This window comes from Nitrospirillum karajorum (genome assembly GCF_036348415.1).
GTDB lineage: Bacteria > Pseudomonadota > Alphaproteobacteria > Azospirillales > Azospirillaceae > Nitrospirillum > Nitrospirillum amazonense_B.
Window position 1 is genome coordinate 622,220 of record NZ_JAZBQB010000003.1, and the last position, 26,453, is coordinate 648,672.

Consider the following 26,453-nt stretch of genomic DNA (forward strand, 5'->3'; position numbering starts at 1 on the left):
CAGGGACCAAGGCACCGCTGATGATCTCCGTCCGCCCCCTCCGCCAGCGCCGCCCCGTGACGGGCACCGTCCTTCTGTTGCTGGCGGGCATGGGCACGCTATTGGCGGGATGCCAATCGCCGGGCCGCGAGTTGCCGGAATTGGCACGCCAGCGGGCGGAGGCGGCCGCTGAAGCGCCGACCGTGCCCGACAGCCAGATCGATGAGCAAATCCATCGGCTGTGGAAGGAAAAAAGCCCGGAGATGAACAGCCGGCTGAACGTCACCGTCGATAGGGGCGAGGTGCTGCTGACCGGCAATGCCCGCGACCCTGATATGCGGGTGGACGCGGTACGTTTGGCCTGGCAAGCCGATGGCGTGCGCAAAGTTCTGAATGAAATCAAGATCGCAGACGAAAGCAGCCTGTCGGACAGCGCCACCGACGCCTGGATCAACACCAAGCTGTGGGCGGCCCTGCTGCTGGATGGGCAGGTCAAATCCAGCAACTACAGCATCGAAACCGTCAACCAGGTGGTCTACATCATGGGCGTCGCCCGTAGTGGGGTGGAACTTGAGGCCGTGCTGCAGCATGCCCGTGAGTTGCCCCGCGTCCGCCAGGTTGTGAATTATGTCCGTCGTTGAGCGTGTTGCCGTGGGTTCCTCTGCTTTCCGGGGCCGTCTCCCGGGTCTTTCGGTCCTAGCGGCCCCCCTCCTGGCCCTGACGCTGGCCCTGGCGCCCGCGGCTCCGGCGGCGGCCCAGCCAATTCCCGGCCTGGCCGGCAACCAGACCCTGCCCGACGCCCAGGCCATGGCCAACCGCCAGTTCGTCCAGGCGATGGAGGCCATCCGCAAGGCCGACCAGAGCTATGACCTACAGGAACAGACCAGGCTGCTGCTGCAGGCGGACAAGCTGCTGTCCAACATCCTGGTGCAGAGCCCGGAAAGCCCGCTGGCGGTGCAGCTGTCGACCAATCAGTTCGTGGGCGATTTCGACTATAACGACTTCAAGTCGCGCATCCGCAGCCTGGCCTGCAACGACGCGCAGTCCACCGGCTGCTTCCTGTACCGGATCGAGGGGCTGATCCAGCCCGTGGACTATCCCATCACCGCCCCGCGCTGGGACTGGCTGTCGCTGGCCGTCGCCCACTACCACCTGGGCGACAAGGACCGCACCAAGCAGATCATCGCCCCCTTCATCGCGGCCTTCCGCCGCGCCCCGCCGGTGACGGACACCGGCCGCGACCTGTTCCTGGGCCGCGCCCTGTCGCTGACGGGCGAGGTGGACATGGCGCTGGACATCACCCGGCGAATCAACGACTGCTCCACCCGCATCTACAACTTGACCGACATCAGCCAAGCACTGATCTGGAAGGGCGACAAGACCCAGGCCAACAAGCTGGTGGAAGAGGCGGCGGACTACGCCCAGGCCAACAACTGCGCCTGGGAACTGGGCCTGGTCGCCGAGGGCTTCTACAAGGCCGGTAACGTGGCCCGCGCCCACACCATGTTCCTGAACACGGTGGAGGAGCAGTTCAGCCGCTTCAAGGACCGAAAGGGCAATTGCTGCGCGCCCGAGTTGGCCGTGGCGGCCGGCGACCTGGGCGACCCCAACCTGGCGCTGGGCCTGCTGCGCACGGTGCAGCAGGAAAGCCCCTGGACCATCCCCGCCGTGCTGGGCCGCCTGGGCGCCCGGGGCGAGATGCAGTTGGCCACCACCTATGCCGAGCAGGTGCAGGACACGGACATCAAGGCGGAAACCTTCGTCCAGCTGATGGCCGACGCGCTGAAGACCGGCGACCGCAAGCAGGCGGAGGCCCTGTCCGGACGCATCGACAAGCTGCTGTCGACGGGCACCGATCCCAAGCCCCTGATCCTGGCCCAGCGCGCCCGCGCGGATAAATTGCTGTTCAAGGATCAACGCTGGCGCACCACCTATCTCGCCGGCCTGTCGGCGGCGGAACGCAGCAATAGCGGCGACACCCAGCGCAAGGACTTGGCCGTGCCCATGCTGGCGGCCCTGGTGGAAATCGAAACCGGCACGCCCATGCTGCAGTAATGAAAAAGCCCCGGATATCCTCCGGGGCTTTTTGTTGTTCCCTCAGACGCCGGACGCCGGAATCCCACCGGCTTGGCTTCCTCGCGTTCCAGTCCGCCGACGCTCCCCAAAACGCTTAGGCGCCCCGCTCCGATGAGGTGGTTACGAGGCCGTGCGCCGCGCCTCATAGGCCCGCAAGTGGGTGGCGGCCAGGGTCAGCAAGGGCAGCTCCAGACCCAGGTCGCGCCCCCGGCGCAGCATGTCGCCCACGATATGCTCCCCCTCCGTCGGGCCGCCCTTTTCGATATCGCGCATCATGGAGGCGGACAGGCTGCTGTCCTCCTTGGTCAGGTGATAGCGGGATTCGGCGTCGCGCTCGGCGCTGGGCGGGTGGCCCGCGGCGGTGGCGACCCGGGTGCATTCTTCCAGCAGGCCGGTGATGAAGGCCAGGCCGTCCGGCGCCTTCAGGATGGCGCCGATGGGTGCCCGCATCAGGGTGGTGGCCCCCGCCAGAGTGGCCAGGAAATAGAACTTCTCCCACATCTCATGGACGATGTCGTGGCTGTTGACCACGGTGATGGGGCACTTGGCGTAAGCCTCCGCCAGCGCCGCCGCCAGGGCCGCTTGGGCGGGGTCGCGCGTGCCGAAGGTCAGGCGGTTGAAGGCGTGCAGATGGCGGATGGTGCCGTCCGGGTCCATGGTGATGGTCAGGTGACACAAGCCGCCCATCACCCGCTCCGCACCGAAGGCGGCGTCCAGCCGGTCCAGGTGGCTGAGGCCGTTCAGCACCGGCAGGATGCGGGTCTCCGGTCCCACGGCCGGGCGGATGGCCTCGATGGCGGCGTCCAGGTCATAGGCCTTGCACGACAGCAGCACCAGGTCGAAGGGCTTGGTGACGCGGGTCACGGCCTGGGCCGGCAGGATGATGTTGCCCACGGGGCTGACCACCACCAGGCCGCTCTCCATCAGCTGGGCATGGCGCTTGGGCCGCACCAGGAAGGTGACGTTCTCCCCCGCCATCATCAGGTGACCGCCGTAGAAGCCGCCGGTGGCGCCGGCGCCCAGGACCAGGATACGCATGGTCATCGCATCAAACCCTTTCTCCATCCTGGGCCCGTGGCCCAGTCAATTCTTACCACCGTCCAGCCAGCCGGCGGCCCGCAAGCGCGGCAGGGCGGTACGGCTGACCGGCACCACCGTTCCATCGCTCAGGCGCAGCTGCCCCACCTGGCCCCGCACCGTCACCTCCACCACCGCGTCGCGCGCCACCCAGAAGGACCGGTGGACCTGCATCCCCAGCCCTTCGCCCAAATCGGCGATGGCGTCGCGCAGGCGCATCAGCACCAGGTCGGACCCGCGATCGGTATGAACTCGCAGATAATGGTCCTCCGCCTCCACCGCCAGGAGCCGCGCGCCGGACAGGCGCGGACAGGCGCTGGCGAGAAAGGCCCCCGCTAAATCTGGAGCGGCAATATCAAGAGCAGGCAAAACCGGGGCCGGTTCCGGAACGACAATGACCGGCTCGGGCGCCGGCGCCTCGGTCGGCGGCGCCATCGGATCCCGGCGCCCCAGGATGACGGCGAAGACCATGCTGGTCACGATCACCTGCGGCCAGACGCGCCAGAAATGCAGCGCGGCCAGGGGTACCTTGGCGCACAGGCTGAACAGCAGGATGATCCACAGCGTGGCGGGCAACGATGCCAACAGGGCCGACACCCCGCGCCGCTGCCAGGCGGGCCAGGCGGCCGCGATGGGCCAGCGGCGCAAGGCCGCATGGACCGCGCGCGTCATGGCCGCGATGCCCAGGGCCGACGCGCACCAAAAGGCCACCCGCGACAGGCTGTCCATGGACAGGAAGGTGCCATAGGGCCCGAACATGGCCAGCACCAGGGACAGCGCCACGACGCCGCCCCAACTGCGCACCCAGTCGGGCAGGTCGACGGTGACGATGCCGGCAAGGCTTCCCGGTGGCCGCTTTCCAGCGCGCCCCGCGTCGGCCCCCTGCTGCACCCCGCGTTCCGCCGTCAACACCGGCCTCATCCGTTCGCGCTTCGTGAACGGCCTTTATCAGCCACTCACGAAATCCGTCAAGCGGGCCGCGAAGGGCGCGTTGCCCGCAGCCAGCCGCCTGGGTGAAGGCTAGCGCCATCAACCCCTTGGCCACGCCGCCCGGCGCACCATCCTGGAGCCCATCCCGTCATGGAAATCCTTTCCCGCATCATCAGCCACACCCCCGTCTGGATCTTCGCGCTGTTCGCCTTCCTGGTGTTCATGGGGGCGCGGCGCCTGCGGACCACGGTACAGCAGACGGGCCGCGTCTGGCTGATCCCCGGCGTCTTCATCATCTGGGGCCTGTACGGCCTGGTCACCCGCCCCGGCCCCCCGGGCCCCGTGTTGCTGGACTGGGCCGTGGGCGCCGTCATCGGGCTGGGCCTGGCCAGTCTGACGACCGTGCGCATCGAGGTGGACCGTAAGCGCGGCCTGGTACGCCAGCCGGGCAGTTGGGTGCCCCTGGTCCGCAACCTCTTCCTGTTCGGTTCCCACTACGTCCTGAACGTCATGGCCGCCACTCGCCCCGAGCTGCACGACACCGCCATCGCCCTGGACATTGGCGTATCGGGCTTCAGCGTGGGCTACTTCGCCGGCTGGTCCTGGCGCTTCATCCAAAGCTACCGCCGCGCGCCGGAGGTGGCGCTGGCCGCCGCTTGAGCCGCGCACCCAAGAAAAAAGCGGCAGAAGGCATTTCCCCCTGCCGCTTTCAGCCTTTCCAGGCGCGGGCTCCAACCCTCAGCCCACGCTCTTCCCGGTGCAGCTGGCGTACAGCGTCTCCACCACCTGGCGGCTGACGTTGCGGGTGATGAAGACGATGCGGCTGCGGCGGTCGTCGCTGGGCCAGGCGTCCAGTTGCACCGGCGGGTGGAACAGGTGCTGGACGCCGTGGATGACGATGGGCTGGTCGCTTTCCTGGACGTTCAGCACCCCCTTCACCCGCAGCACGTCGGGCCCACGCAGGCGGGCCAGCGTTTCCAGGAAGCCCACCAGCTCATCCCACACCAGCGGCTGGGTGAAGGTCAGGCAGAAGGCGCCGATGGCCTCGTCATGGCGGTTGGCGTCATGATCATGGTCCTCATGCTCGCAATGGCCATGCTCATGGTCGCACTCGGCATGGTCATGCCCGTCACCATGGTCATGGTGATGATGATCGTGATGATGGTGGTGGCCATGGTCGTCATAGGCCTCCGCCCGCAGCCAGCGCTGCACGTCCAGGCTCTTGGTCTCCGGATTGTACAGGCCGGCGTCGAACAGCAGCACGGGCAGCGCGTCGTCGGTCTGGGCATCCACCACCAGGGCGGCGGGGTTCAGCTGCTTCAGCCGTTCCCTCAGATACTCGACCGCCTCGGGCGTCGCGATATCGGTCTTGGTCAGCACCAGGCGGTCGGCCACGGCCGCCTGCTTCAGGCTTTCCTCCTGCGCGTCCAGCTGGCCCATGCCGTGCACGGCATCCACGGTGGTCACCACGCCGTCCAGGCGGAAGCGCGCGGCCACCAGCGGGTCGGTCATCAGGGTGTGCAGGATGGGGGCCGGATCGGCCAGGCCGGTGGTTTCGATGACCACGCGGTCGAACTCCGGCACCTCGTCCCGCAGGCGGCGCATGTAGAGGTCGCGCAGGGTATCGGCCAGGTCGCTGCGGATGGTGCAGCAGATGCAGCCCGAATCCATCAGCACCGTGTTCTCATCCGCCTTGGCCACCAGCAGGTGGTCCAGCCCGACCTCGCCGAACTCATTGATGATGACGGCGGTGCGCGCCATGCGCGGGTCGCGGATGATGCGGGACAGCAGCGTGGTCTTGCCGCTGCCCAGGAAGCCGGTCAGGACGGAGATGGGCAGGCGGGCGGAGGAAACAGCGGTCACGGCAGGCGTTCCTTGATCAATCGCGGACAAAAGGGATGGGGCGGTCTGGACGGTGGTGACTTCCGGGCGGTGGTGACTTAGGCCGCGGACTGGCAGGCGGGGCACAGGCCCAGCACCTCCACCGTCTGGCGCAGGACACGGAACCCACGGGCGGCGGCGCCGTTGGTGATGGCGTTGGTCACGGCGGGTTCGTTCAGCTCGGTGGCGTCGCCACAGCGTTCGCAGACCAGGAACTGCCCGGCATGGGCCTGTCCGGGTTCCGGGCAGCCGACATAGGCGTTCAGCGACTCGATGCGATGGACCAGGCCCTGTTCCACCAGGAAATCCAGGGCGCGATACACGGTCAGCGGGGCCACGCGCTTGCCGTCCACCGCCATCTCTTCCAGGATGGCGTAGGCGCCCCGGGGCCGGTGGCTGGACCAGACCAATTCCAGCACCCGTTCGCGCAACGTGGTCAGGCGAGCGCCCCGCGCCTCGCACAGGCTGTGCGCCCGGGCCAGGGCGTCACCCACGCAGGCCTTATGGTCATGCCCGCCATGGGCATGGGAGGGGCCAGCATGGGATGGGCCGGCATGGACATGCGGGCTAGGGCTAAGGGGGGCGACCGGCATTGACGCAAGCCTTTCTCGAACTGCCATTAAGGCGGACCATAGCACGGAAGGAAGGGTGTGCGGTTCGCCCACGTAAACCAAATCATGTTACCGTTCGTATTGGCTTCCGGGAATAAGGCACCCCGGCAGGGCCGAAACCGGGGGGCACCACCGCATCGAAGGGACGCGCGATGCCATATGACATCCTTGCTCCGATCCTTCCGAACCACGCTCGGCCAAACCACGCTTGGCCAAACTTCGCCTGGCGCGCCGGCGCGGCGTTGATCCTGGGCGCCACCTTGATATGGGGCGGGTCAGCCGCCCCCGCCAGTGCGGCGACGCGCGCCGTGGAGCGGGGCGGTGTCCCGGCCGCGACGATGCCCGGCACGCCCGGCACCACCGTGGAGCGGTCGCTGGACTTCGCCGCGCATTATGGCCGTGACACGCCCCTGGGCCATCACCGCGTCACGGTGGCCAAGGCGGCCAACGGCGACACGGTCGTGGATGTCGACATCCAGTTCGAGGCCAAACTGCTGATGATTACGGCCTACCACTATCACCATGTCAGCCACGAGGTCTGGCGCGACGGGCGCCTGGTGTCGCTGGATAGCACCACCGACGACGATGGCGAAAAGGACTGGGTGAAGGGGCATGCGGTGGCGGACGGCTTCGCGGTCGAAAGCTCGCACGGGTCGGTCACCGCACCCGCCGACATCATCCCCACCAGCTATTGGAACCCCGCCATCCTGACGGCACCGCGCCTGCTGGACACCATTCGCGGCGTGGTCATGGACGTGAAGGTGGACCGCGAGGGGCAGGAGATGATCCGCGCTGGCGATGCCACCGTGGCCGCCACCCACTACACGCTGGGCTTCGTCACCAATCCGCCGCCGGCCACCAACAAAGTGGACTTCTGGTACGATGAGTCCGGCCATTGGCTGAAGCTGGCCTTTCATGCCCGGGGGCATGATGTCGCCTATGCCCTGCAAGGCACGCCCGCGACGACCGGCACCATGGTCGCCTCCCCCAGCGGGTCAGAGACCGGCTTGCCGGCGCCGGAACGGCGGGATTGAGCGGAGATATGGTGGGAAAGCGCTTGCCCGGTCACCGGCCCCGTCGCTAAATGCCGGGCCATGAGCACGGACACCGCCGCCATGGCCCCGCCTTCCGCCCAGTCCCCCCTCGCCGTCGCCCGGACCCCGGACGATCTGCGTGCCCGTGTGGCCGCCTGGCGCAAGGAAGGACTGCGCGTCGGCCTGGTGCCCACCATGGGCGCCCTGCACGAGGGGCACCTCACTCTGGTCAAATACGCGCGCGAACTGGCCGACCGGGTGGTGGCGAGCGTCTTCGTGAACCCCACCCAGTTCGGACCCAACGAGGATTTCAGCCGCTATCCCCGGGATGAGGCGGGCGACGCCCGCCTGCTGGCCGGCGCCGGCTGCGATTTGCTGTACGCGCCGGGGGTGGAGGCGATCTATCCGCCGGGCTTCACCACCACGGTCGACGTGGGGGCCGTGGCCGTGCCATTGGAGGGGCATTTCCGTCCCGGCCATTTCCAGGGCGTGGCCACGGTGGTGACCAAGCTGCTGCTGCAAGCCCTGCCCGATGTCGCCTGCTTCGGGCAGAAGGATTACCAGCAGTTGGCCGTCATCCGCCGCCTGACGGCCGACCTGGACATCCCCGTGCGCATCGAGGGCGTGCCCACGGTGCGGGAACCCGACGGCCTGGCCCTGTCGTCCCGCAACCGCTATCTGTCGGCGGAGGAGCGGCGGCAAGCCGTGACCATCAGCCGGGTTCTGAACCAGTTGCGCGACACGCTGGGCGATGGCAGCCGGCCCGTGGCCCCGGCCATCACCCAGGCGACGGAAACGCTGACCGCCGCCGGCTTCACCCGCATCGACTATGTCGCCGTGGTCGACGCCGACACGCTGGCGCCGCTGGAGCGGGTGGACCGCCCCGCCCGCGCCCTGATCGCCGCCTTCCTGGGCCACACCCGCCTGATCGACAATTTGGCGCTGGGGCCGGGGGTCTGAGGTTTACAGGGCGATCGGCCTAATAGGCTGGACGTACCAACCCTGAAGCGCCATGCAATGCAGCACCGCATTGTGCCGATCCGTGTCAATGAACCAGCCTGAGAGCGGATACCCGCGACCAGCCTCAACGTCAGGCAGGCGGTCAGGATCGTTCGCCGCCACACAAGAATGCAGGGTTTCGGGAAACCGCCGCCTCATGTCTTCCCAGGCGGCGGACGCTGGGAGCGATCCGTGTTGATATGGCCCATGCGCCAGCACCCAGCGCCGCTCCATGGTGTAAAAGCAACCGGTCAGCAACAGGCAAGCCGCGAAGGCGCCCCATTGTCTTGCTCGCATATTGCCCCTGCAGCCCTGAGCCATGTGGACGCCGGTCTATATACCCCGGATGGCAAAAATATGGCCTTCCACTATTTGAAGCGGTGCCTAATCTGACGCTGCGAGCGATGAGCCTTACGGCGACAGGCGGCTGGTGGAGGTGGCCACCCAGCCCTGGTCGCGCATGCAGGCCATCACGGCGTCGTGGGCGCGGCCCACATGCCAGTCGGAAATTGGATAGCCCCGGCCCGCGTCCAGGTCGGGCAAACGATCAGGGTCGTTGGCGGCCACGCAGGCGCGCAGGGTTTCGGGGAAGTGCCGCTCCTTCTCCCGCACCAGGTCCTGCTGAGCCGCCAGCGACGGATTTCCCCGCGTCAGGAGGGCCATGTCGACGTTCCAGCGCCGATCGCCCGTATAGGCGCAGGCGGCCAACGTCAAGCCCATCCCCATTATCACCAGCCGCCGCATCGCCATCCCCTCACACCGCCGCGATATAGCCCATCGCCACCAGCCACACCGCAGCCAACAGCAGGGATAGCACGGTCATGGGCACGCCGCAGCGGGCGTGCTCGCGGAAGCCCAGGGTGACACCGGCGGCGGCGGCGCGCTCCACCGTGATGATGTTGGCCAGGCTGCCGGGCAGCAGCAGGTTGCCAGCCAAGGTGGAGAACAGCGCCAGGGCATAGAGCGCCCCCTCCGGCGGATGGGCCCACACCTTCATCAGCAGCACCACGGCCGGCACGTTGCCGATGCTGTTGCTGGCCAGGACGGAGAAGGCGCCGAGGAAGGGCAAGCGGTCCAGGGGCAGGCCGGACGCCGCCAACTGGTCCACCAGGCGGCCGGGCAGTCCGGTATCCGCCAAGGCGCCGGTCAGGATGAACAGGCCGGCGAACAGGGCCAGCAGGTGCCAGTCGACCAGGCCCAGCATGTCGCGGCTGGCGAAGCGGCGGCTGACCAGCATACAGCCGGCGATGCCCAGCACGGCCACGTCGCGGGGAAAGGGCGTGGTGAAGGCGACCAACAGGACGACGACCCCGATCAGGCCCTTGGAAAGCTGCCAAGTCCCCGGCGGACCGGGGGGCTGTCCATCGCCGTTCAAACGAGTTGGTATCGGTGACGCGCCACCGTCCACCAGCCGACCGCGCCAAACCCGCGCCACCACCCAATAAACGATGATCAGCGAGAGGAAGGCAGGCACGCCGCAGGCGAACAGGAAGCGCCAGAAGCCCAGATGACCCATCTGGCCGATGAGGATGTTCTGCGGGTTGCCGATAACGGTGGCGGCGGAGCCGGCGTTGGCCGCCCCCGCCAAGGCGATGAGGTAGGGCCGCACGTCCAGGCCCCGCGCCCGCAGGCCGGCGCACAACAACGGGGTCATGGCGAAGACCACCACGTCGTTGGCCAACAGGGCGGACAGGCCGCCAGCCACAGCGACAACGGCGGCCAGCAGCGCCTCCGGCCGCCAGGGCACGTTGGCCAGGCGCCAGGCGCACCAGTCATAGAATCCGGACAGCGCGAACTGCGCCGACAGGATCATCAGGCCCAGCAGGATGAACAGGGTGGGGAAGTCGATGGCCTTGATGGCCGCCCCTTCGGTCACCGCGCCCGCCACCAGCAGGACGATGGCGCCCAGCATGGCGATGCCGGTGCGGTCCACTCTCAGCCGGGGGAGATGGCCGATGGCCATGCCCAGATAGACGACGGCGAAGGTGATGAGGATCAGCAAGGTCATGGGCGTCAGCGCTACAGGGCGCGCGCCCGGCCGGCAAGCGTGAAATAGGCCTAGGATATCAGGCGGAAACGGTTAGGCCGCCACCCCGGTCCCCTTGGACGGGGCGCCCTTGGACAGGTCGGCCTTGGGATCGTCCTTCTGGCCTGCGGCGGAGCCCAGGTCACGCTGCGCCACCATGTCCACCTGCAGGCCCTCCCGCGCGGCGAAGCAATGGCTCCACTCCTGCTGCGCCTCGGCCTCGATGGCCTTCATGCGCGCATCGTCATGGTCGGGGTCATGGTGGAACAGGCACAGCCGGCCCACGCCCGCGGCGCGGGCCAGGCGCAACCCTTCCCGCCAAGTGGAATGCCCCCAGCCCCGGCGGCCGGCGAATTCCTCATCGGTGTAGGAACTGTCGTACGCCACCAGGTCGGCACCCTGGATCAGGCCCAGCACGTTGGTGTCCATGCGGTCCGGATCATGCTCGGTATCCGTGACGTAGCAGAAGCTGCGTCCCTCATAGTCGATGCGGTAGCCCGTGCCACCCCCCGGATGGTTCAGGGGGGCCGTCCGCACCGTGATGCCATCGCCCAGGTCCAACGTGGCGCCGGGACGGAAATCCTCAAACACCAGGGAGGCGCGCAGCTTCTGCAGCGGCACTGGGAACAGGCAGGAGTCCATGGGTTTTTCCATGACGGACTGGATGCAGTGGGCACCCTGGCAATGGCCCGCCATCACCCGCATGGAAAAGTCGGGGCAGTAACACGGCTCGAAAAACGGGAAGCCGTTGATGTGGTCGATATGGGTGTGGGTCAACAGCAGGGTCACGTCGCAGACGCCCCGCGCCCGCAGGCTTTTACCCAAAGACCGCAGGCCGGTGCCGGCATCCAGCACAAGCGTGCGGTCGCCCGCCGTCACCTCGATGCAGCTGGTGTTGCCACCATACTCAAGATGACTGGCCATCGGACAGGGGACAGTCCCGCGGACACCCCAGAAGGTAACGGTGAAACCCATAAACCAAGCCCCGAATTCCATCGCGGCCAAGCTAACCCCACCTTATACGCAGGTCTGTGACGTGTCGCACAGGACAAGGGGCGCTTGCGCACAACTGAACAGCGCTTGTCAAGTGATGTTCGCTAAGCGAACGCGCAATTACCCCTTAAGGGCCGCTCCGTCACCCGGGGACGCCCTCTTGAAATCGGTATCGTGCAACCCGGGCTCAGTGGCGGCGCGGGCGCAGCCGGTGGTCCAGCCGCTCATCTTCCAGGCCGGCGGGTTCCTGGTGGATGGTGATCTCAGCATTGGGGAAAGCGGCGCGCAACGATGATTCGATTTCATCGGTGATGTCGTGCGCCTGCGTCAGGGTCAGGTGGCTGTCCAGTTCCAGGTGGAACTCGATATGCTGGCCCATGCCGGTCGATCGCGTGCGCAAATCATGCAGACCACGCGATGCCGGGTGGGCATTGACCAAATCCACCACCCGGGTCCGCTCATCATCGGGCAACTCACGGTCCATCAGCACATCCAGTGCGGTGCGGGAGATGCCCACGGCACCCCAGGCCAGGAAGGCGGCGATGCCCAGGCCGAACAGCGGATCCCAGAAGGCCTGGCCGGTCCAGCGGCCCAGCAGCAGCGAGACAATGACGGCGGCGTTAAGCAGCATGTCACCGCTGTAATGCAGGCTGTCGGCGCCGATGGCCAGCGACGCCGTGCGCCGGATGACCCAGCGCTGGAACAGCACCAGCACGAAGGTCAGGGCGATGGCGGCGGCCATGACCCACAGGCCAATGCCGATATCGCCCACCGGCCGTGGCTCGAACAGGCGGCCCAGCGATTCGTAGCACAGGAACAGGGCCGAGCCGACGATGAAGGCGGATTGGATCAGGGCCGCCAGCGGTTCGGCCTTGCCATGGCCGAAGCGGAAGGCGAAGTCAGGCGGCTTCAGGGCCCGGGCGACGCTGATGAGCGTGACCACCGACGCCAGCGCGTCCACGCTGCTGTCGATCAGGGAGGACAGGATGCTGACGGAATTGGTGGCCAGGTAGGCGCCGAACTTGCCGGCGATGAGAATGGCGGCCACGGTGACACTGGCGTAGGTGGCGCCCCGGCGCCACCGGCCATCCGGATCCCCGGCGGACTCGCCCTCCACCGGAAGGGGCGCGCGGGAGGGATCCGGGTCCACCTTGGCCGACATCGTCATGGGTAGAGGCGTTCCGTGGTCCAGGTTTGGGCGTCACCCTGCCGAGTATAGACCAAGCGGTCATGCAGGCGAAACTCCCGATCCTGCCAAAACTCCATGCGCAGGGGGGTGACGCGATAGCCCGACCAGTGCGGGGGGCGCGGAATGTCGCCATCGCCGAAGCGGGCCGTCTCTTCCGCCACCCGGCGTTCCAGGGTGGCGCGGCTGTCCAGCGGCTGCGACTGCTGCGACGCCCAGGCGCCGATCTGACTGCCGCGCGGGCGGACGCGGTAGTAATCGTCCGCCTCCTGCGCCGTGACCGGGGCGACATGGCCGTCCACCCGCACCTGGCGGCGCAAGGTCTTCCAGTGGAAGCATAGGCCCGCCACCGGATTGGCCGCCAGTTCGCGGCCCTTGCGGCTGAGGGTGTTGGTGTAGAAGACGAAGCCGCCGCCATCCACGCCCTTCAGCAGCACGATGCGGACCGCCGGGATACCATCGGCGCCGATGGTGGCCAGCGACATGGCGTTGGGATCATTGGGCTCGGTGCGCGACGCCTCCTCCAGCCAAGACTGGAACAGGGCGTAAGGGTCGGGTGCGACAACAAAATCCATGGTGGTAATCCGTGTCATAGATATGCCGGAATTGCCGCCTACCATACGCCACACTACATCCTTGTCCACGCAGGACGCCGCATGGACGACCCGCATGGCGCCGGATGATTTTTGGGGTGGTTTGTTGCCCCAGATCATTGGCGGTGGCCCCGAAAGGGGTGGATGCGGGACAGTGTCGGGGATGCGAGACCGGATTGCGCAAGGCCATGCCGCGGGAAAGCGCGGCGCAGGAGAGGAAAGAAGGACTAAGAATCATGAAGAAAGTCATCATCGCGTTGATGGCGTCCAGCGTCCTGTTGAGCGCGTGTGACACCACCGGGGGCAAGAACCAGACCGTGGGCATGCTGGGTGGTGCCGCCGCCGGCGGCCTGCTGGGCTCTCAGTTCGGCCATGGCGGCGGCAAGCTGGCCATGACCGGCCTGGGCGTGCTGCTGGGCGGCCTGGCCGGCAGCGCCATCGGCAAGCGCATGGACGATTCCGACCGCGCGGCCATGGAGCGGAACACGCAGATGGCCTACACCGCCCCGGTCGGCCAGCCCATCGTGTGGAACAACCCCAACAACGACCATCAGGTCATCGTGACGCCGGTGCGCGACGGCACCCGCGGCGACGGCGCCTACTGCCGCGAATTCCAACAGACCATCGTGGTCGGCGGCGAGCGCCAGCAGGGCTACGGCACCGCCTGCCGCCAGCCCGATGGCAGCTGGAAGATCGTGAACGACTGATCCCGGTTACCGGATTAAAGCCTCCTGGCCGCCCATGGCGCCGTCAGGGGGCTTTTTCGGCTGGGCCGGTCCCCGAAATAGCCAGGGTCCGCATGCTTGAAGCGGCGGGCGCGTTGCGCATATTGTGGGGGCAGACCGGCAATAGATAGTGCGACCATGCGCGATCCCTACCAAATCCTTGGCGTCGGCCGCAGCGCCAGCGCTGAGGACATTAAGCAGGCGTATCGCCGCCTTGCCAAGCAGTACCACCCCGACCTGAACCCCGGGCGGGCCGATATCGAGCTGAAGTTCAAGGAAGCCAACGGCGCCTACAGCCTGTTGTCGGACCCGGACAAGCGCGCCCGCTATGACCGGGGCGAGATCGACGCCAGCGGTGCCGAACGGCCAGACCGCTCCTTCCGTCGCGCCTATGCCGGGGCTGGCCGCCCGGGCGATTTCGATTACGAGGACGATCCCTTCGCCGACATCTTCGGCGCCGCGCGCAAGCGCACCAGCGGCGTGAAGGCGCGGGGCAGCGATGTCGCCTATTCCGTGACCGTGACCTTCACCGAGGCTTGCCTGGGCGCCAAGCGGCGCCTGAACCTGTCCACGGGCAAGAGCATCGACATCACCATCCCCCCCGGCACGCAGGACCAGCAGAAGCTGCGCCTGAAGGGCCAGGGCCTGCCCGGCCTGGGCGGCGCGGGGGCCGGTGACGCCATCGTCGAGGTGCACGTCAGCCCCCACGCCTATTTCGTACGGCGAGAGGACGACATCCACCTGGACGTTCCGGTCACCCTGCAGGAGGCGCTGCTGGGCGCCACCATCAAGGTGCCCACCCTGGACGGCGCGGTCCAGGTGAAGGTGCCCAAGGCCGCCAACTCCGGCACCACCCTGCGCCTCAAGGGCAAGGGGGTCGCCAATGCCGAACGCGGCACGCAGGGCGACCAATATGTGAAGCTGACCGTCGTCCTGCCCGACCGGCCGGATGCGGAGTTGCAGGCCTTCATCGAGAAGTGGGCCAAGACCCACGACTACGATGTCCGCCGCAAGGCCGGGTGGGGTTAAGTCCGCTCAACCGCCGGGCGCGGCCATCCGGCCGCTTGGCCGCCGCAATCGGGGCCTATGGCGGCATGAGTTAAATCTCATGCCGCCAACATAAGCGCTCTATCCCGGGCTGATCAGCGGTCCACCATGGCCATGGCACGTTCGCCATAGCGGGGCCCGGCGACCTGGTGGGTTTCCAGCGCCCCGTCCAGGCGGGCCACGTCCACCGCCGACAGCGTCAGCGTATCGGCCGCCAGGTTTTGCTCCAGGTAGGTGCGGCGCTTGGTGCCCGGAATGGGCACGATGTCCGGCCGCTTCTGCAGCAGCCAGGCCAGCGCCACCTGCCCCGCCGTGGCGCCATAGCCCTGGGCGATCTCGCGCACGAACGCCGCCAGCCGCATGTTGGCGTCGAAGTTGGCGCCCTGCAGCCGCGGGTCGTTCTTGGAACGGTAGTCGCTGTCCGGGTACTCCTCGGCCCGCTTGGCGATGCCGGTGAGAAAGCCGCGCCCCAGGGGACTGAACGGCACCATGCCGATGCCCAACTCCGTCAGCAGCGGCAGAACGTCCTGCTCCAGGTTGCGCTCCCACAGGGAATATTCGCTTTGCAGCGCCGTGACCGGCTGCACCGCGTGGGCCCGGCGGATGGTGTCGCACCCGGCCTCCGACAGGCCGAAATACAGCACCTTGCCCTCCTGGATCAGGTCCTTGACCGTGCCCGCCACATCCTCGATGGGCACCTGGGGGTCGACGCGGTGCTGGTACAGCAGGTCGATGCGGTCGGTGCGCAGCCGCGTCAGCGAGGCCTCGACCACGGCACGGATGTGCTCGGGCCGGCTGTCCGTGCCGCCCAGGGGCGTCGCCCCCTCCCCGATGACGAAGCCGAACTTGGTGGCGATCTGCACCTGGTCGCGCCGCCCCTCCAGGGCACGGCCCAGCAGCTCCTCATTGGTGTAGGGGCCGTAGACCTCCGCCGTGTCCAGGAAGGTGCAGCCCAGCTCGATGGCGCGATGCAGGGTGGCGATCGACTCCGCATCGTCGGGGCTGCCATAGGCATGGGTCATGCCCATGCAGCCCAGGCCCAAGGCCGAAACCTCCAGGCCCTGCCGGCCCAGTTTGCGCCGTGTCAGCATGTCCAACTCCCGTTCATGATCCGTATGAAACGCCGGGACCTTGCCGGTCCGCATCGGCTATCGCGCGTTGGCGCGGAACAGCTCAACCGTGCGCTGGCGCGCCAGTTGCGCATCCTCGCGGTTGGAATCCGGGCGGCCGTCATTGTTGAAGCCGTGCCCCGACCCCTCATAGATGTAAACCGGCACGTCCGGACGGGCTTTCCGCAGGGTTTCCACCACCTGGTCGGCGGGGATGTGGGGGTCCTTGCGGCCAAAATGACAGATGATCGGGCAGGCGGGGACCAGATCGGCCAGGCCGGCCACGCCGCTGCCGTAATAGCTGGACACCGCCGCCAGCCCCGGCACCTGGGCGGCGGCCCGCCAGGCGACCGTGCCGCCATAGCAATAGCCCACCAGGAAGACAGGCCCCTTGTCCTTCAGCGCGTCGACGCAGGCCCGCACGTCGCCCACCGGGTTCTCCACCCCATTGGCCCGGGCGTAGGCCAGCCCGGTGGCGTAGCCCTGCTCGTCATGGCCGGCGACGAAGCCCTTCTGCTGGCGATCGAACATGGACGGGGCGATGACCTCGAACCCCAGGGCGGACCAGCGGGCCACGTCTTCGGTCACATAGGAGTCGAGGCCGAAGATTTCCTGGATGACGATGACACCGCCCTGGCGGACACCTTGGGCGTCCTCCCGCAAGGCGGTGAACGCGAAGCCGTCGACGGCGGAGCGCAGCATGATGGTTTCGGCCATGTCGGCCTCCTCTTGATCTGAAAGGAAAAGAAAGGGGTCATGCCCCCGTGGACTGGATGCCCGCCCGCTTGCGTGCGGTCCCGGACGGCGGCTCCGCCGCCATCGGCTCACCGGGAATGGTTTGCCCCCCTTGAGCTTCTCCCTCGGGGGCCAGCAGCTTCGCCAGCGGGGTATCCATGAGCGCGCCGGCATCGCGCCGTGCCCGCTCGAAAATGGCATGCACCTTGGTTTGCCAGGGCGCCTGCAAATGGCCGACCGACAGCAGATCGCCCCACATGCCGAAATCCAGCGCCAGGTACAGGTCGCTGAGGCTGGATTCATGCGGATCGCGGGTGGCGACCCAGGCGCCGTCGGCGGTGCGGATGGTCCAGTTGGCGGCGCACAGTTGTTCCAGCATGCCATCCACGGCAACGGCGCCCACCGGCACCCGGGCGATGATGTCCGCCCGTTTCAGGGCATGCCCCTCCCGGGAGGCCAGCATCAGTTCGCGCAGGATGGCGAGGGCCACCACCAGGCGCTGAGCCGGCGACAGCCCGGCGGGGCCCAGTTCGGTGATGCGGCCCGACCGCCATTCCGGCAGGGCCGCCGTCACCTCCGCTCCGAACAGGATCAGGCACCACACCAGGTACAGCCACAGCAGCACCGTGGGCAGCACAGACAGGGCGCCATAGATGGTGGTGTAGGTGTGGACCTGGCCGATATAGACGGCGAATCCGACCTTGGCCGCCTCCATGGCGGCACCGGCCACCACCCCGCCCACCAGGGCGTCCTGCCAGCGCACCGGCCGGGTGGGGATGGCGAGATAGGTCAGGCCGAAGAACCCGCTTTCCAGGATACCCGGCAGCACCCGCCGCACCAGTTCCACCACCACGGAGCCCTCGGCCCCCAGGTAGGAAACCGCGACGGAGGACAGCGACAAACTGACGCCCAGCAGCAGAGGAGCCATGGTCAGCACCGCCCAGAAGGACAGCACCCGCACCAGGACGGAGTGCCGTTCCCGGCTGCGCCAGATGGCGTTGTAGGCCCCCTCGATGGAGAAGAACAACAGGATGGAGGTGACGGCGAGGCCCAGGACGCCCACCCCCGTCATGGCGCCGGCGTTGCTGACGAACTGCTGCAGGCGCTCGGTCAGGTTCTCCCCCACCTGGGGAACCAGGTTTTGCAGCAGCAGCATTTCCGCCTCCGCCCGCAGGGTCTGGAAGGCCGGGAAAGCCTGGAAAATCGCGAAACCGACGGTCAGCAGGGGCACCACCGCCAACAGGCTGGTATAGGTCAGCGAACCCACCGCCTGCAGACAATTGTCCCGGTAGAAGCGGCGCACGGCATAAGTGGTGACACCGATGACCGCCAGCACGACATGGCGCACGGCGGATGGCAGTCGATCGGCCAACCGCACCCAGCGAGAGGATCGTGCCCGCGTCTCAGTCATGGGAACCTGCCAAGGGAAGACCTTTCCGGCGTGTATTCTAGGTGTGCGCAAATATAGGGTGGGTGGCCTTTGACCGTAAAATCGGTTCGTGTAGGATGCGCGCCTAATTTTCCGGAGAGAGACGGATGACCACTTCGACGGCAACCCCCGCCCAGGGGCCCGCCACCGGGACCCTGATGGCCGGCAAGCGCGGCCTGATCATGGGCGTGGCCAATGACCGGTCCATCGCCTGGGGCATCGCCAAGGCGGTCGCCGCCCAGGGTGCCGAACTGGCCTTCACCTATATGGGCGACGCGCTGGCCAAGCGCGTGAAGCCCCTGGCGGAGCAGTTGGGCGTGCCGCACGTCCTGCCCTGCGACGTCACCGACGAAGCCAGCATGGACGCGGTGTTCGCGACCCTGAAGGAACAGTGGGGAACGCTGGACTTCGTGGTGCATGCGATCGGCTTTTCCGACAAGAACGAGTTGGATGGGCTGTACCTGAACACCTCCCGGTCCAACTTCGCGTTGACCATGGATGTTTCCTGCTACTCGTTCACCGCCATCGCCCAGCGGGCGGTGCCGATGATGACCAACGGCGGCAGCCTGCTGACGCTCAGCTATTATGGCGCCGAACGGGTGATGCCGCACTACAATGTGATGGGCGTGGCCAAGGCCGCGCTGGAGGCCAGCGTGCGCTATCTGGCGGCCGACCTGGGCCCCCAGAACATCCGCGTCAACGCCATCTCCGCCGGCCCCATCAAGACCCTGGCGGCCAGCGGCATCGGCGACTTCCGCGCCATCCTGAAGTGGAACGAGCTGAACGCCCCGCTGAAGCGCAACGTCACCATCGGTGAGGTCGGCAACTCCGCCCTCTACCTGCTGAGCGACCTGGGCAGCGGCGTCACCGGTGAGGTCCACCACGTCGACAGCGGCTACCACACGGTGGGCATGCTGGCGGTGGACAGCGCCGCGGAAACCTCGGCCCTGTTGCAGAGCCTGGTGAAGTCGGAAGGGTAAACGGCCATGGCCGGTAACGGCATCGGAACCCAGTTCCGCTTCACCACCTTCGGCGAAAGCCATGGGGTGGCGCTGGGCTGCGTGGTGGACGGCGTCCCGCCCCTGCTGGACCTGGATGAGGCCTGGATTCAGGCATTCCTGGACCGGCGCAAGCCGGGGCAGTCGCGCTTCACCACCCAGCGGCGCGAACCGGACACGGTGCGCATCCTGTCGGGCGTGTTCGAGGGCAAGACCACGGGCACGCCCATCTGCCTGATGATCGAGAACGAGGACCAGCGGTCCAAGGACTACGGCGACATCAAGGACAAGTTCCGGCCGGGCCACGCCGACTATACCTATTGGGAACGCTACGGCATCCGCGACTATCGCGGCGGCGGACGTTCATCGGCGCGCGAGACGGCGGCCCGCGTGGCGGCCGGCGCCGTGGCCCGCCGGGTGCTGGAGGCGGTGCCGGGCGGCGTGACCATCCGGGGCGCCCTGGTGCAGGTGGGCCCGCACAAGGTGGACCGCGCGCGCTGGGACTGGGACCAGCTGGACCAGAACCCCCTGTTCTGCCCTGACGCGGTGACGGCGGAGGAGTGGGCCGCCTACCTGGACGGTATCCGCAAGAACGGTTCGTCCGTCGGTGCGGTGATCGAGGTGGTGGCGTCCGGCGTGCCGGTTGGCCTGGGCGAGCCCATCTACGACAAGCTGGACAGCGACCTGGCCCGCGCCATGATGACCATCAACGCTGTGAAGGGCGTTGAGATCGGCGCCGGTTTCGCCGCCGCCGAGCTGACGGGCGAGGACAACGCGGATGAGATGCGGGCGGGCCCCGACGGCAAGCCCGTGTTCCTGTCCAACCACGCCGGCGGCATCCTGGGCGGCCTGTCGACCGGCCAGGACATCGTCGTCCGCTTCGCGGTGAAGCCCACCAGCTCCATCCTGACGCCCCGCCAGACGGTGGACGTGCATGGCAATGAGACGGAAATCCTGACCAAGGGCCGTCACGACCCCTGCGTCGGCATCCGCGCCGTGCCGGTGGGCGAGGCGATGATGGCCTGCGTGCTGGCCGATCACTGGCTGCGCCTGCGGGCCTACAGATAAGACCGCGCCACCGCCGGACGCCCTGATGGCCCGGAATCGACAACGGCCCCGCCTGGCTGACCAGGCGGGGCCGTTTTGCTTTGGGGGAAGAAGCGTCACTTTCCCTGGATGGTGATGGTCAGGGTGTCGGTGTAGCTGCCGGCGATGGCCTGTGCGTTGGCGGGGACGGTGACGGCGACGGTGGCGGTCTTGTTGAACTGGGCGGAGGAGCGGACGACGTTGACGCTGCTGCCGCTGGACTGGCCGTCGTAGATGGGGGTGTAGCTGATGGGCTGGGCGCCGGTGGCGTTGGACTTCAGGGTGCCGCCGTTGGCGGAGGTGACGCTGATCTGGTAGCCGGCGCCGTCGTTGCAGGTCTCGACCACGCTGCCGACGGTGACGGCGTTGGAGCCGGAGAGGATGTTCAGCTGGGCGCCGGCGTCGGTGACGGCCACGGTGCAGGTCTGGGCGACGGTGCTGTTCAGCTGGATGGTGCCCGAGGCGCTGGCGGCGGCGAAGGCGGGGGCGGCGGCCAGGGAAGCGGCGGCGATCAGGGCGGCGGCGGCGAAGCGGATCATGACGGTGGTTCCTATCGGTTCGGCTGGGCTTGTTGCCCGTTTGCTTGATGGAAGGAATAAGAGCAAACGGGGTGCCAGAACCGGGGCCGCGCCGGGCCAATTTGTTAATGTGTTGATAACGTTAATATATCTTATTTATACCGGCCGGGCCCGCCGGGCGCGGCAGCCCAACCATTGCGTTCCGCAGTGGGCGGAAGGCCAGGAACGCAAGCGAATCAATGCATTAGGATTTGCCGTTCGCCAGGGCCGGCCCGGACGCGCGAAAGGGCGCCCCGGTCGGGGGCGCCCTCTGGCACGGCGAAGAAGGGGTCGGCTTACTTGCCGGCGATGGTGATGGTCAGGGTGTCGGCGTAGCTGCCGGCGATGGCCTGGGCGTTGGCCGGGACGGTCACGGACACGGCGGCGGTCTTGTTGAACTGGGCGCCGGAGCGGGTGACGGCGAAGCTGGAGCCCGAGCCGCTAGTGCCGTCATAGCTCGTGGTGTAGCTGATGGCCTGGGCGCCGGTGGCGCTGGACTTCAGGGTGCCGTTGTTGGCCGAGGCGACAGTGATGGTATAGCCGGCGCCGTCGTTGCAGTTCTCGACCACGCTGCCGACCGCCACGTTGCTGGAGCCGGACAGGATGTTCAGGGTGGCGCCGGCATCGGTCACCGCCACGGTGCAGGTCTGCGCGACCGTGCTGTTCAGCTGGATGGTGCCCGACGTGCCGGCGGCGGCGAAGGCGGGGGCGGCGAACAGGGCGCTGGAGACCAGGGCGGCAGTGGCGGCGGCGGTGGCGATGCGGCGGATCATGGCAGAGGTTCCTATCGGTTCGGGGGGCGGCTTCAGCGCCCGGGCTTGTTCATGCCTGGTTATAAGCACCCGGCATGCCAAGTGAGGCCCCCACCCCCTGCCAAATAGGAAAATTGAATTAATAACAATTCATTAGCCAATAATCCGCCGCGTGGTTGAAAGTGATGCGGGGCGATACCCCCTCGCGGGCTACCCCGGTTGATGCATCGCGCATCGAGCCTTATGGATAGGGTCAGCGGTTATCATTGCGTTGATACATGCAAAACGCATCACGCCTGACTGAGAGCCGCCACAGCCACGGGGCCAGGTCTGCCCTCCCCCACGGTCTGGCCGTTGACCGCCACCACGGGACGCACCATGAGGCTGGAGGTGAGGAACAGCTCTGTCGCCCGCCTGAGATCCGACGGCGCCAAAATCCGCTCTTCCCCGCCTAAGGCGGCCAGGACGGCGGCGCGGCGCGTGCCCGGCAAGGCGCCGGAGGCCAAGGGCGGCGTCACCAGAGCCCCGTCCAGGACCGCGAACAGGGTGGCGGCGGTGGCGCACGCCACATGGCCCACGGTGTTCAACAGCAGCGCGTCATCGGCGCCCCGCGTCACCGCCTCATTGCGGGCCAGGATCTGGTCCAGATAGGCGAGGCTCTTGATCCCGCTGAGGGGGGAGTGCTCATTACGTCGGGTGATGGTGGCGATCAAGACACGGGCGGGGGCCAACGCCGGCCCGGACGGCGCGGCCGTCACCAGGACGGTGGGTGTGGGCGTCGCCGGGCGGGGCAGCCCCCGGGCCCCCGGCCCCGCGCTGACCGTCAGGCGCAACGCGCCGTCCACCAAGCCGTTGGCCGCGGCCGTGTCGGCCAGCGCCGCCGCCAGGGTGGCGGCCGGAGGCAGAGGCAGCCCCAGCACGGCGGCGCCCCTGACCAGCCGGGCCAGATGGGCCTCCAGGCGCACCACGGCCCCGCCCCGCCAGCGCAGCGTCTCGAACACCCCGTCGCCCAGCAGGAAGCCGCGGTCGCTGACGGTGATGCCGACAGCCTCGGCCGCTTGCAGGCTGCCATTCAGCCAGACCAGGCCGCTCATGCCGCCGCACTCCCCAGCACGGGGCAGGCTGCTGGCACCGGCGGCCAGGCCATGTCCGGATCCAGCGCCGTCAGCAGCGCGCGGGCCTTGACCAGGCTTTCCTCGTACTCCGCCGCCGGGTCGCTGTCGGCGACGATGCCGCCGCCGGCCTGCACCACCACCTCGTCACCGGCCACAGCCAGGGTGCGGATGATGATGCTGCTGTCCATGGCGCCGTCCCATCCCAGCCAGAGGACGGAGCCGCAATAGGGACCGCGCCGCGCCGGCTCCAGTTCATGGATGATCTCCATGGCGCGGATCTTGGGGGCCCCGGTGATGGAGCCCCCCGGGAAGGTGGCGCGCAACAGGTCGACGGCGCCCTGGCCGGCGGCCAACCGGGCCGTGACCACGCTGACCAGGTGGTGGACGGTGCGATAGCTTTCCAGGCCGCACAGCGTGGGCACGGCGACGGACCCCACGGCCGACACCCGCGACAGGTCGTTGCGCATGAGGTCGACGATCATCAGGTTTTCCGCCCTATCCTTGGCGGACCCCAGCAACTCGGCCGCCAGGGCGGCATCACGGGCGGAGTTGGCATCGCGGGGACGCGTGCCCTTGATGGGCCGTGTCTCCACCGCGCCCCCCGCGTCCACGGCCAGGAAACGCTCAGGCGATACGGACACGATGGCCCGGCTGGCCCCGCGCTCACCCGGTCCCAGATCCAGCAGGGCGGAGTACGGGGCCGCCGCCCGGGCGCGGACGCGGGTGTAGAGGTCCAGTGGCGTCACCCCCGGCGCCAACCGGGCCAGGAAGCGCTGGGTGATGTTGGCCTGGTAGATGTCACCGGCGGCGATGTAATCGACCGTGCGGGCCACGGCGGCCTCATGCGCCGCGCGGCTCCACCCCGCCCGCCAACCGGGGGCAAGCAGGCAGGGCCCGGCGTTGGATATGGACACCGCCAGGGGGGTGGCCCCGAGAAGAATCGCCCAGTGCCGCGCCCCCTCTTCCGCCCGCTGCCGGCGGGCCATGGCATCCCGCTTCGGCAGGCCGGAAGACAGCACCCAGGCGCGGCCCTCGGCATGGTCGATGGCGACGATGCGGTCATAGAAGCCGACCGCCATGTCCGGCAAATCCACCCCCTCGCCCCGGGGGGCGGCAGCGTCTCCAACTGGCCGCCCAGCTCATAGCCCAGGAAGCCGACCGCGCCGCCCCGGAAGGGAGGCAGGCCGGCAGGTGCCGCGGCGACGTCCAACACCTCCCGTCCCGCCTTCAGCAGCGCGGCCAGCACGCCCAGGGCATCGCCCGGCACCGGCCGCCCATCCACCGTGACGGTACCCCCCACACACTCCACCCAGGCATGGGGCGCGGCGCCGACATAGCTGTAGCGGGCGCGGGCCGGGTCAGCGGCGCCCCCGTCCAGCAGGAAGGGCCGATCCAGGCCGCTCAGCCGGGCATAGACCGCCACCGGGTCGGCCAGGGGAATTTCCAGGGCGACGATGCCGCCGGGAAGCGTGGGGTCATGGGGTGTCATGGTGGCCGGACCTTACCCCCGTCGCCCCCGCTTCGCCAACGCCGGTTCAGCCGAAAGGAATGGGCGAAAGGAATGGACCGAAAGGAAAGGGTCCGCTTAGCCGGCCCTACCGCCCGGCCGCCTTGGCAAGGCTCACGCGCTGTGGTGGTATGGCCTCTGGATTTTACGGCTTCCAGGAACCGCGTCCATGCGTTTCATCGTTCGTCTGTTCGCCCTTATCGGCCTGTTCGGCGTCCTGCTGACGGCGGGGCTGATCCTGCTGGCCATCAAGGCGAAGGACAAGCAGCCCACCTTGCCCCAATCCGTGGTGCTGGAGTTCAACTTCGAGCGGCCCCTGCCCGAAGCGCCGGGCGAGGACGGCTGGTCCAGCCTCATCGCCAGCCGCCACGGCAGCGTGCGCGAGATCATCGATGCGCTGGAACAGGCCAGCCGCGACCCCAAGGTGAAGGGCCTGGTCGCCAAGGTCGGCAATGCCAGCCAGGGCATCGGCACCACCCAGGAACTGCGTGACGCCATCGCGCGTTTCCGCGCCACCGGCCGATTTGCCTACATCCACGCGGAAAGCTATGGCGATGGCGGCAGTGGCATGAGCCCCTACTACCTGGCCAGCGCCTTCGACCAAGTCTGGCTGCAGCCCGTGGGCACGGTGGGCATCACCGGCGTCGCCGTCACCCAGACCTTCTTCCGGGGCGCCCTGGACAGCATCGGCATCCAGCCGCAGATCTCCAAGCGCGCCGACTACAAGACCGCGGCCGAGACCTTCGCCGAGAAGCAGGCCACCCCGGCCAACCGGGAGATGACGGAAAGCCTGGCCGGCGATCTGTACGACCAAATGGTGCTGGGCATCGCCGATGGCCGCCACCTGAACCCCGATGCGGTCAAGACCGCCATCGACCACGCCCCCCTGCTGGACAGCGAGGCGCTGGCGTCCAAGCTGGTGGACAAGCTGGGCTATTTCGATGAGGTGGAGGCCGCCGCCAAGGAACGGGCCGGCGGCAAGGCGGCCGGCGCCGACACGGTGGACCTGCTGACCTATGGCAAGATCGCCGGCTCCGCCTTCCAGGACGGCCCCACCGTCGCCCTGATCGTGGGCGAGGGTGAGATCGTGCGCGGCGGCAAGGGCAGCGGTGGCTTCAGCGATGAACCCTCCTTCGCCGCCAACCGCATCGCCGACGCCTTCGACACCGCCATCGACCAGCCCAACGTCAAGGCCATCCTGTTCCGGGTCAACAGCCCGGGCGGCAGCCCCGTGGGCTCCGAAACCGTGCGCCATGCCGTTGACCGGGCGCGCAAGGCCGGCAAGCCGGTGGTCATTTCCATGGGCGACGTGGCCGGGTCCGGCGGCTACTGGGTGGCCATGGACGCGGACCGCATCGTCGCCCTGCCGGGCACCCTGACCGGGTCCATCGGCGTGCTGGGCGGCAAGTTCGTGGCCAAGGGCCTGGCCGACAAGCTGGGCGTGGGCGTGGACCAGATATCGCGCGGCGCCAACGCCACGATCTGGAGCCCGGCCAGCCCCTATACCGACAGCGAGGCAGCCCGCCAGGACGCCATGCTGGACGCCATCTACACCCAGTTCACCGACGGCGTGGCCAAGGGCCGCAAGCTGGATATCGAGAAGGTGCGCCAACTGGCCAAGGGCCGCGTCTACACCGGCCGCCAGGCCAAGGACCTGGGCCTGGTGGACGCCCTGGGCGGCTACGACATCGCATTGCAGCAGGTGCGCCAGGTGGCGGGCATCCCCAGCAACGCCAACCTGCACATCGTCCAGTTCCCCAAGCCCAAGACCGGGTACGAACTGGTGATGGACCTGTTCAACGGCAACGCGGCGGCGGAAATGGCCAGCGTGGCCGAGGCGCGCGGGGCGGAAAAGGTGCTGGCCGACTACGGCCCCCTGCTGGACATGGCCCAGCCCATCGTCCGCGCGGCCAAGCGCCAGGAGCAGGTGCTGATGATGCCGGACCTCAGCGTCAACAGCCCGATCCGCTGACCGATGATGATGGGAAAGCCCCCGGCCCGGTTGCAC

General features: G+C 68.1%; 26 protein-coding genes. 10 read left to right on the top strand and 16 right to left on the bottom strand.

Annotated features, from left to right (window positions below):
- Nucleotides 1-20: 20 nt before the first annotated feature.
- Together UCD39_RS16480 and UCD39_RS16485 are read left to right on the top strand one after the other, a co-directional pair.
- Nucleotides 21-620 (top strand): BON domain-containing protein, encoded by a 600-nt coding sequence (locus UCD39_RS16480; protein WP_330497013.1) that lies wholly within the window; start codon nucleotides 21-23, stop codon nucleotides 618-620.
- Nucleotides 607-2,034 (top strand): tetratricopeptide repeat protein, encoded by a 1,428-nt coding sequence (locus UCD39_RS16485; RefSeq protein WP_246130865.1) that lies wholly within the window; start codon nucleotides 607-609, stop codon nucleotides 2,032-2,034. Before UCD39_RS16480 ends, UCD39_RS16485 begins: the two co-directional genes overlap by 14 nt.
- A gap of 141 nt (nucleotides 2,035-2,175) precedes the next feature.
- On the opposite strand, the gene panE is transcribed toward UCD39_RS16485, so the two are convergent.
- Nucleotides 2,176-3,099 carry a 2-dehydropantoate 2-reductase gene (gene panE, locus UCD39_RS16490; protein WP_330497014.1) on the bottom strand — a complete coding sequence of 308 codons (924 nt, stop codon included), beginning with the start codon at nucleotides 3,097-3,099 and terminating at the stop codon, nucleotides 2,176-2,178.
- A 39-nt stretch (nucleotides 3,100-3,138) separates the two neighbouring features.
- The gene (locus UCD39_RS16495; protein WP_330497015.1) at nucleotides 3,139-4,053 is read right to left on the bottom strand and encodes a LytTR family DNA-binding domain-containing protein; all 915 of its coding nucleotides are present in this window, start codon (nucleotides 4,051-4,053) and stop codon (nucleotides 3,139-3,141) included.
- Between the two features lie 159 nt (nucleotides 4,054-4,212).
- Between UCD39_RS16495 and UCD39_RS16500 the strand changes: the two genes are divergently transcribed.
- The gene (locus UCD39_RS16500; protein WP_330497016.1) at nucleotides 4,213-4,722 is read left to right on the top strand and encodes a DUF6622 family protein; all 510 of its coding nucleotides are present in this window, start codon (nucleotides 4,213-4,215) and stop codon (nucleotides 4,720-4,722) included.
- Nucleotides 4,723-4,800: 78 nt separating this feature from the next.
- Here the strand turns inward: UCD39_RS16500 and UCD39_RS16505 are convergent, their stop codons facing one another.
- Nucleotides 4,801-5,925, bottom strand: a complete 1,125-nt coding sequence (locus UCD39_RS16505) for a CobW family GTP-binding protein (protein ID WP_330497017.1) — start codon at nucleotides 5,923-5,925, stop codon at nucleotides 4,801-4,803.
- Nucleotides 5,926-6,002: 77 nt separating this feature from the next.
- Nucleotides 6,003-6,437, bottom strand: a complete 435-nt coding sequence (locus UCD39_RS16510) for a Fur family transcriptional regulator (protein WP_246130863.1) — start codon at nucleotides 6,435-6,437, stop codon at nucleotides 6,003-6,005.
- 359 nt (nucleotides 6,438-6,796) lie between these two features.
- On the opposite strand from UCD39_RS16510, the gene UCD39_RS16515 reads away from it, so the two are divergent.
- Together UCD39_RS16515 and panC are read left to right on the top strand one after the other, a co-directional pair.
- Nucleotides 6,797-7,588 carry a DUF6134 family protein gene (locus UCD39_RS16515; protein WP_330497018.1) on the top strand — a complete coding sequence of 264 codons (792 nt, stop codon included), beginning with the start codon at nucleotides 6,797-6,799 and terminating at the stop codon, nucleotides 7,586-7,588.
- A 60-nt stretch (nucleotides 7,589-7,648) separates the two neighbouring features.
- Nucleotides 7,649-8,548, top strand: a complete 900-nt coding sequence (gene panC, locus UCD39_RS16520; protein ID WP_330497019.1) for a pantoate--beta-alanine ligase — start codon at nucleotides 7,649-7,651, stop codon at nucleotides 8,546-8,548.
- Between the two features lie 450 nt (nucleotides 8,549-8,998).
- Here panC and UCD39_RS16525 read toward each other — a convergent pair whose 3' ends face one another.
- From UCD39_RS16525 to pdxH, 5 genes are all read right to left on the bottom strand, one after another.
- The gene (locus UCD39_RS16525; RefSeq protein WP_330497020.1) at nucleotides 8,999-9,307 is read right to left on the bottom strand and encodes a hypothetical protein; all 309 of its coding nucleotides are present in this window, start codon (nucleotides 9,305-9,307) and stop codon (nucleotides 8,999-9,001) included.
- Nucleotides 9,308-9,341: 34 nt separating this feature from the next.
- Nucleotides 9,342-10,595, bottom strand: coding sequence for an ArsB/NhaD family transporter (locus UCD39_RS16530; protein ID WP_330497021.1), 1,254 nt, complete (start codon nucleotides 10,593-10,595; stop codon nucleotides 9,342-9,344).
- Between the two features lie 72 nt (nucleotides 10,596-10,667).
- Complete coding sequence (locus UCD39_RS16535; RefSeq protein ID WP_330497022.1) at nucleotides 10,668-11,588, bottom strand: MBL fold metallo-hydrolase; 921 nt, start codon at nucleotides 11,586-11,588, stop codon at nucleotides 10,668-10,670.
- A 205-nt stretch (nucleotides 11,589-11,793) separates the two neighbouring features.
- Entirely contained in the window at nucleotides 11,794-12,774 is a 981-nt protein-coding gene (locus tag UCD39_RS16540; protein WP_330497023.1) for a cation diffusion facilitator family transporter, read from the bottom strand.
- Entirely contained in the window at nucleotides 12,771-13,367 is a 597-nt protein-coding gene (gene pdxH / locus UCD39_RS16545; protein WP_145735954.1) for a pyridoxamine 5'-phosphate oxidase, read from the bottom strand. The genes UCD39_RS16540 and pdxH overlap by 4 nt, the downstream gene beginning before the upstream one ends.
- 254 nt (nucleotides 13,368-13,621) lie before the next feature.
- On the opposite strand from pdxH, the gene UCD39_RS16550 reads away from it, so the two are divergent.
- Both UCD39_RS16550 and UCD39_RS16555 read left to right on the top strand, forming a co-directional pair.
- On the top strand, nucleotides 13,622-14,092 hold the full coding sequence (locus tag UCD39_RS16550) for an RT0821/Lpp0805 family surface protein (protein WP_040842529.1): 471 nt from the start codon (nucleotides 13,622-13,624) through the stop codon (nucleotides 14,090-14,092).
- Between the two features lie 156 nt (nucleotides 14,093-14,248).
- Nucleotides 14,249-15,139 carry a DnaJ C-terminal domain-containing protein gene (locus UCD39_RS16555; protein WP_330497024.1) on the top strand — a complete coding sequence of 297 codons (891 nt, stop codon included), beginning with the start codon at nucleotides 14,249-14,251 and terminating at the stop codon, nucleotides 15,137-15,139.
- A gap of 113 nt (nucleotides 15,140-15,252) precedes the next feature.
- Here UCD39_RS16555 and UCD39_RS16560 read toward each other — a convergent pair whose 3' ends face one another.
- The 3 genes from UCD39_RS16560 to UCD39_RS16570 are packed head-to-tail and all read right to left on the bottom strand — an operon-like array spanning nucleotide 15,253 to nucleotide 18,412.
- Complete coding sequence (locus UCD39_RS16560; protein ID WP_330497025.1) at nucleotides 15,253-16,248, bottom strand: aldo/keto reductase; 996 nt, start codon at nucleotides 16,246-16,248, stop codon at nucleotides 15,253-15,255.
- 57 nt (nucleotides 16,249-16,305) lie between these two features.
- Nucleotides 16,306-16,983, bottom strand: coding sequence for a dienelactone hydrolase family protein (locus UCD39_RS16565; RefSeq protein WP_330497026.1), 678 nt, complete (start codon nucleotides 16,981-16,983; stop codon nucleotides 16,306-16,308).
- A gap of 37 nt (nucleotides 16,984-17,020) precedes the next feature.
- Nucleotides 17,021-18,412 carry a YihY family inner membrane protein gene (locus UCD39_RS16570; RefSeq protein ID WP_330497027.1) on the bottom strand — a complete coding sequence of 464 codons (1,392 nt, stop codon included), beginning with the start codon at nucleotides 18,410-18,412 and terminating at the stop codon, nucleotides 17,021-17,023.
- Nucleotides 18,413-18,537: 125 nt separating this feature from the next.
- On the opposite strand from UCD39_RS16570, the gene fabI reads away from it, so the two are divergent.
- Both fabI and aroC read left to right on the top strand, forming a co-directional pair.
- Nucleotides 18,538-19,410, top strand: coding sequence for an enoyl-ACP reductase FabI (gene fabI, locus UCD39_RS16575; protein ID WP_330497028.1), 873 nt, complete (start codon nucleotides 18,538-18,540; stop codon nucleotides 19,408-19,410).
- A 6-nt stretch (nucleotides 19,411-19,416) separates the two neighbouring features.
- Complete coding sequence (gene aroC / locus UCD39_RS16580; protein ID WP_330497029.1) at nucleotides 19,417-20,496, top strand: chorismate synthase; 1,080 nt, start codon at nucleotides 19,417-19,419, stop codon at nucleotides 20,494-20,496.
- 95 nt (nucleotides 20,497-20,591) lie between these two features.
- Here the strand turns inward: aroC and UCD39_RS16585 are convergent, their stop codons facing one another.
- The 4 genes from UCD39_RS16585 to pabB all read right to left on the bottom strand — a co-directional run bounded on the left by UCD39_RS16585 (nucleotide 20,592) and on the right by pabB (nucleotide 24,017).
- Nucleotides 20,592-21,053: a spore coat protein U domain-containing protein gene (locus tag UCD39_RS16585; protein ID WP_330494960.1), complete on the bottom strand. Its 462-nt coding sequence runs from the start codon at nucleotides 21,051-21,053 to the stop codon at nucleotides 20,592-20,594.
- Nucleotides 21,054-21,367: 314 nt separating this feature from the next.
- Nucleotides 21,368-21,844, bottom strand: coding sequence for a Csu type fimbrial protein (locus UCD39_RS16590; protein WP_330497030.1), 477 nt, complete (start codon nucleotides 21,842-21,844; stop codon nucleotides 21,368-21,370).
- A gap of 269 nt (nucleotides 21,845-22,113) precedes the next feature.
- Nucleotides 22,114-22,917 carry an aminotransferase class IV gene (locus UCD39_RS16595; RefSeq protein ID WP_330497031.1) on the bottom strand — a complete coding sequence of 268 codons (804 nt, stop codon included), beginning with the start codon at nucleotides 22,915-22,917 and terminating at the stop codon, nucleotides 22,114-22,116.
- The gene (pabB, locus tag UCD39_RS16600; protein WP_330497032.1) at nucleotides 22,914-24,017 is read right to left on the bottom strand and encodes an aminodeoxychorismate synthase component I; all 1,104 of its coding nucleotides are present in this window, start codon (nucleotides 24,015-24,017) and stop codon (nucleotides 22,914-22,916) included. The genes UCD39_RS16595 and pabB overlap by 4 nt, the downstream gene beginning before the upstream one ends.
- Nucleotides 24,018-24,614: 597 nt before the next feature.
- Here pabB and sppA point away from each other — a divergent pair.
- On the top strand, nucleotides 24,615-26,417 hold the full coding sequence (gene sppA, locus UCD39_RS16610) for a signal peptide peptidase SppA (RefSeq protein ID WP_330497033.1): 1,803 nt from the start codon (nucleotides 24,615-24,617) through the stop codon (nucleotides 26,415-26,417).
- The last annotated feature ends 36 nt before the right edge of the window (nucleotides 26,418-26,453 follow it).

Excerpts from the sequence above, each read along its gene's own strand:
- UCD39_RS16480 (WP_330497013.1), top strand. The coding sequence starts at position 21 with ATGATCTCCGTCCGCCCCCTCCGCCAGCGCCGCCCCGTGACGGGCACC.
- UCD39_RS16485 (WP_246130865.1), top strand. The coding sequence starts at position 607 with ATGTCCGTCGTTGAGCGTGTTGCCGTGGGTTCCTCTGCTTTCCGGGGC.
- panE (WP_330497014.1), bottom strand. The coding sequence starts at position 3,099 with ATGACCATGCGTATCCTGGTCCTGGGCGCCGGCGCCACCGGCGGCTTC.
- UCD39_RS16495 (WP_330497015.1), bottom strand. The coding sequence starts at position 4,053 with ATGAGGCCGGTGTTGACGGCGGAACGCGGGGTGCAGCAGGGGGCCGAC.
- UCD39_RS16500 (WP_330497016.1), top strand. The coding sequence starts at position 4,213 with ATGGAAATCCTTTCCCGCATCATCAGCCACACCCCCGTCTGGATCTTC.
- panC (WP_330497019.1), top strand. The coding sequence starts at position 7,649 with ATGAGCACGGACACCGCCGCCATGGCCCCGCCTTCCGCCCAGTCCCCC.
- UCD39_RS16525 (WP_330497020.1), bottom strand. The coding sequence starts at position 9,307 with ATGGGCTTGACGTTGGCCGCCTGCGCCTATACGGGCGATCGGCGCTGG.
- UCD39_RS16530 (WP_330497021.1), bottom strand. The coding sequence starts at position 10,595 with ATGACCTTGCTGATCCTCATCACCTTCGCCGTCGTCTATCTGGGCATG.
- UCD39_RS16535 (WP_330497022.1), bottom strand. The coding sequence starts at position 11,588 with ATGGGTTTCACCGTTACCTTCTGGGGTGTCCGCGGGACTGTCCCCTGT.
- UCD39_RS16540 (WP_330497023.1), bottom strand. The coding sequence starts at position 12,774 with ATGACGATGTCGGCCAAGGTGGACCCGGATCCCTCCCGCGCGCCCCTT.
- pdxH (WP_145735954.1), bottom strand. The coding sequence starts at position 13,367 with ATGGATTTTGTTGTCGCACCCGACCCTTACGCCCTGTTCCAGTCTTGG.
- UCD39_RS16550 (WP_040842529.1), top strand. The coding sequence starts at position 13,622 with ATGAAGAAAGTCATCATCGCGTTGATGGCGTCCAGCGTCCTGTTGAGC.
- UCD39_RS16555 (WP_330497024.1), top strand. The coding sequence starts at position 14,249 with ATGCGCGATCCCTACCAAATCCTTGGCGTCGGCCGCAGCGCCAGCGCT.
- UCD39_RS16560 (WP_330497025.1), bottom strand. The coding sequence starts at position 16,248 with ATGCTGACACGGCGCAAACTGGGCCGGCAGGGCCTGGAGGTTTCGGCC.
- UCD39_RS16565 (WP_330497026.1), bottom strand. The coding sequence starts at position 16,983 with ATGGCCGAAACCATCATGCTGCGCTCCGCCGTCGACGGCTTCGCGTTC.
- UCD39_RS16570 (WP_330497027.1), bottom strand. The coding sequence starts at position 18,412 with ATGACTGAGACGCGGGCACGATCCTCTCGCTGGGTGCGGTTGGCCGAT.
- fabI (WP_330497028.1), top strand. The coding sequence starts at position 18,538 with ATGACCACTTCGACGGCAACCCCCGCCCAGGGGCCCGCCACCGGGACC.
- aroC (WP_330497029.1), top strand. The coding sequence starts at position 19,417 with ATGGCCGGTAACGGCATCGGAACCCAGTTCCGCTTCACCACCTTCGGC.
- UCD39_RS16585 (WP_330494960.1), bottom strand. The coding sequence starts at position 21,053 with ATGATCCGCTTCGCCGCCGCCGCCCTGATCGCCGCCGCTTCCCTGGCC.
- UCD39_RS16590 (WP_330497030.1), bottom strand. The coding sequence starts at position 21,844 with ATGATCCGCCGCATCGCCACCGCCGCCGCCACTGCCGCCCTGGTCTCC.
- UCD39_RS16595 (WP_330497031.1), bottom strand. The coding sequence starts at position 22,917 with ATGAGCGGCCTGGTCTGGCTGAATGGCAGCCTGCAAGCGGCCGAGGCT.
- pabB (WP_330497032.1), bottom strand. The coding sequence starts at position 24,017 with ATGGCGGTCGGCTTCTATGACCGCATCGTCGCCATCGACCATGCCGAG.
- sppA (WP_330497033.1), top strand. The coding sequence starts at position 24,615 with ATGCGTTTCATCGTTCGTCTGTTCGCCCTTATCGGCCTGTTCGGCGTC.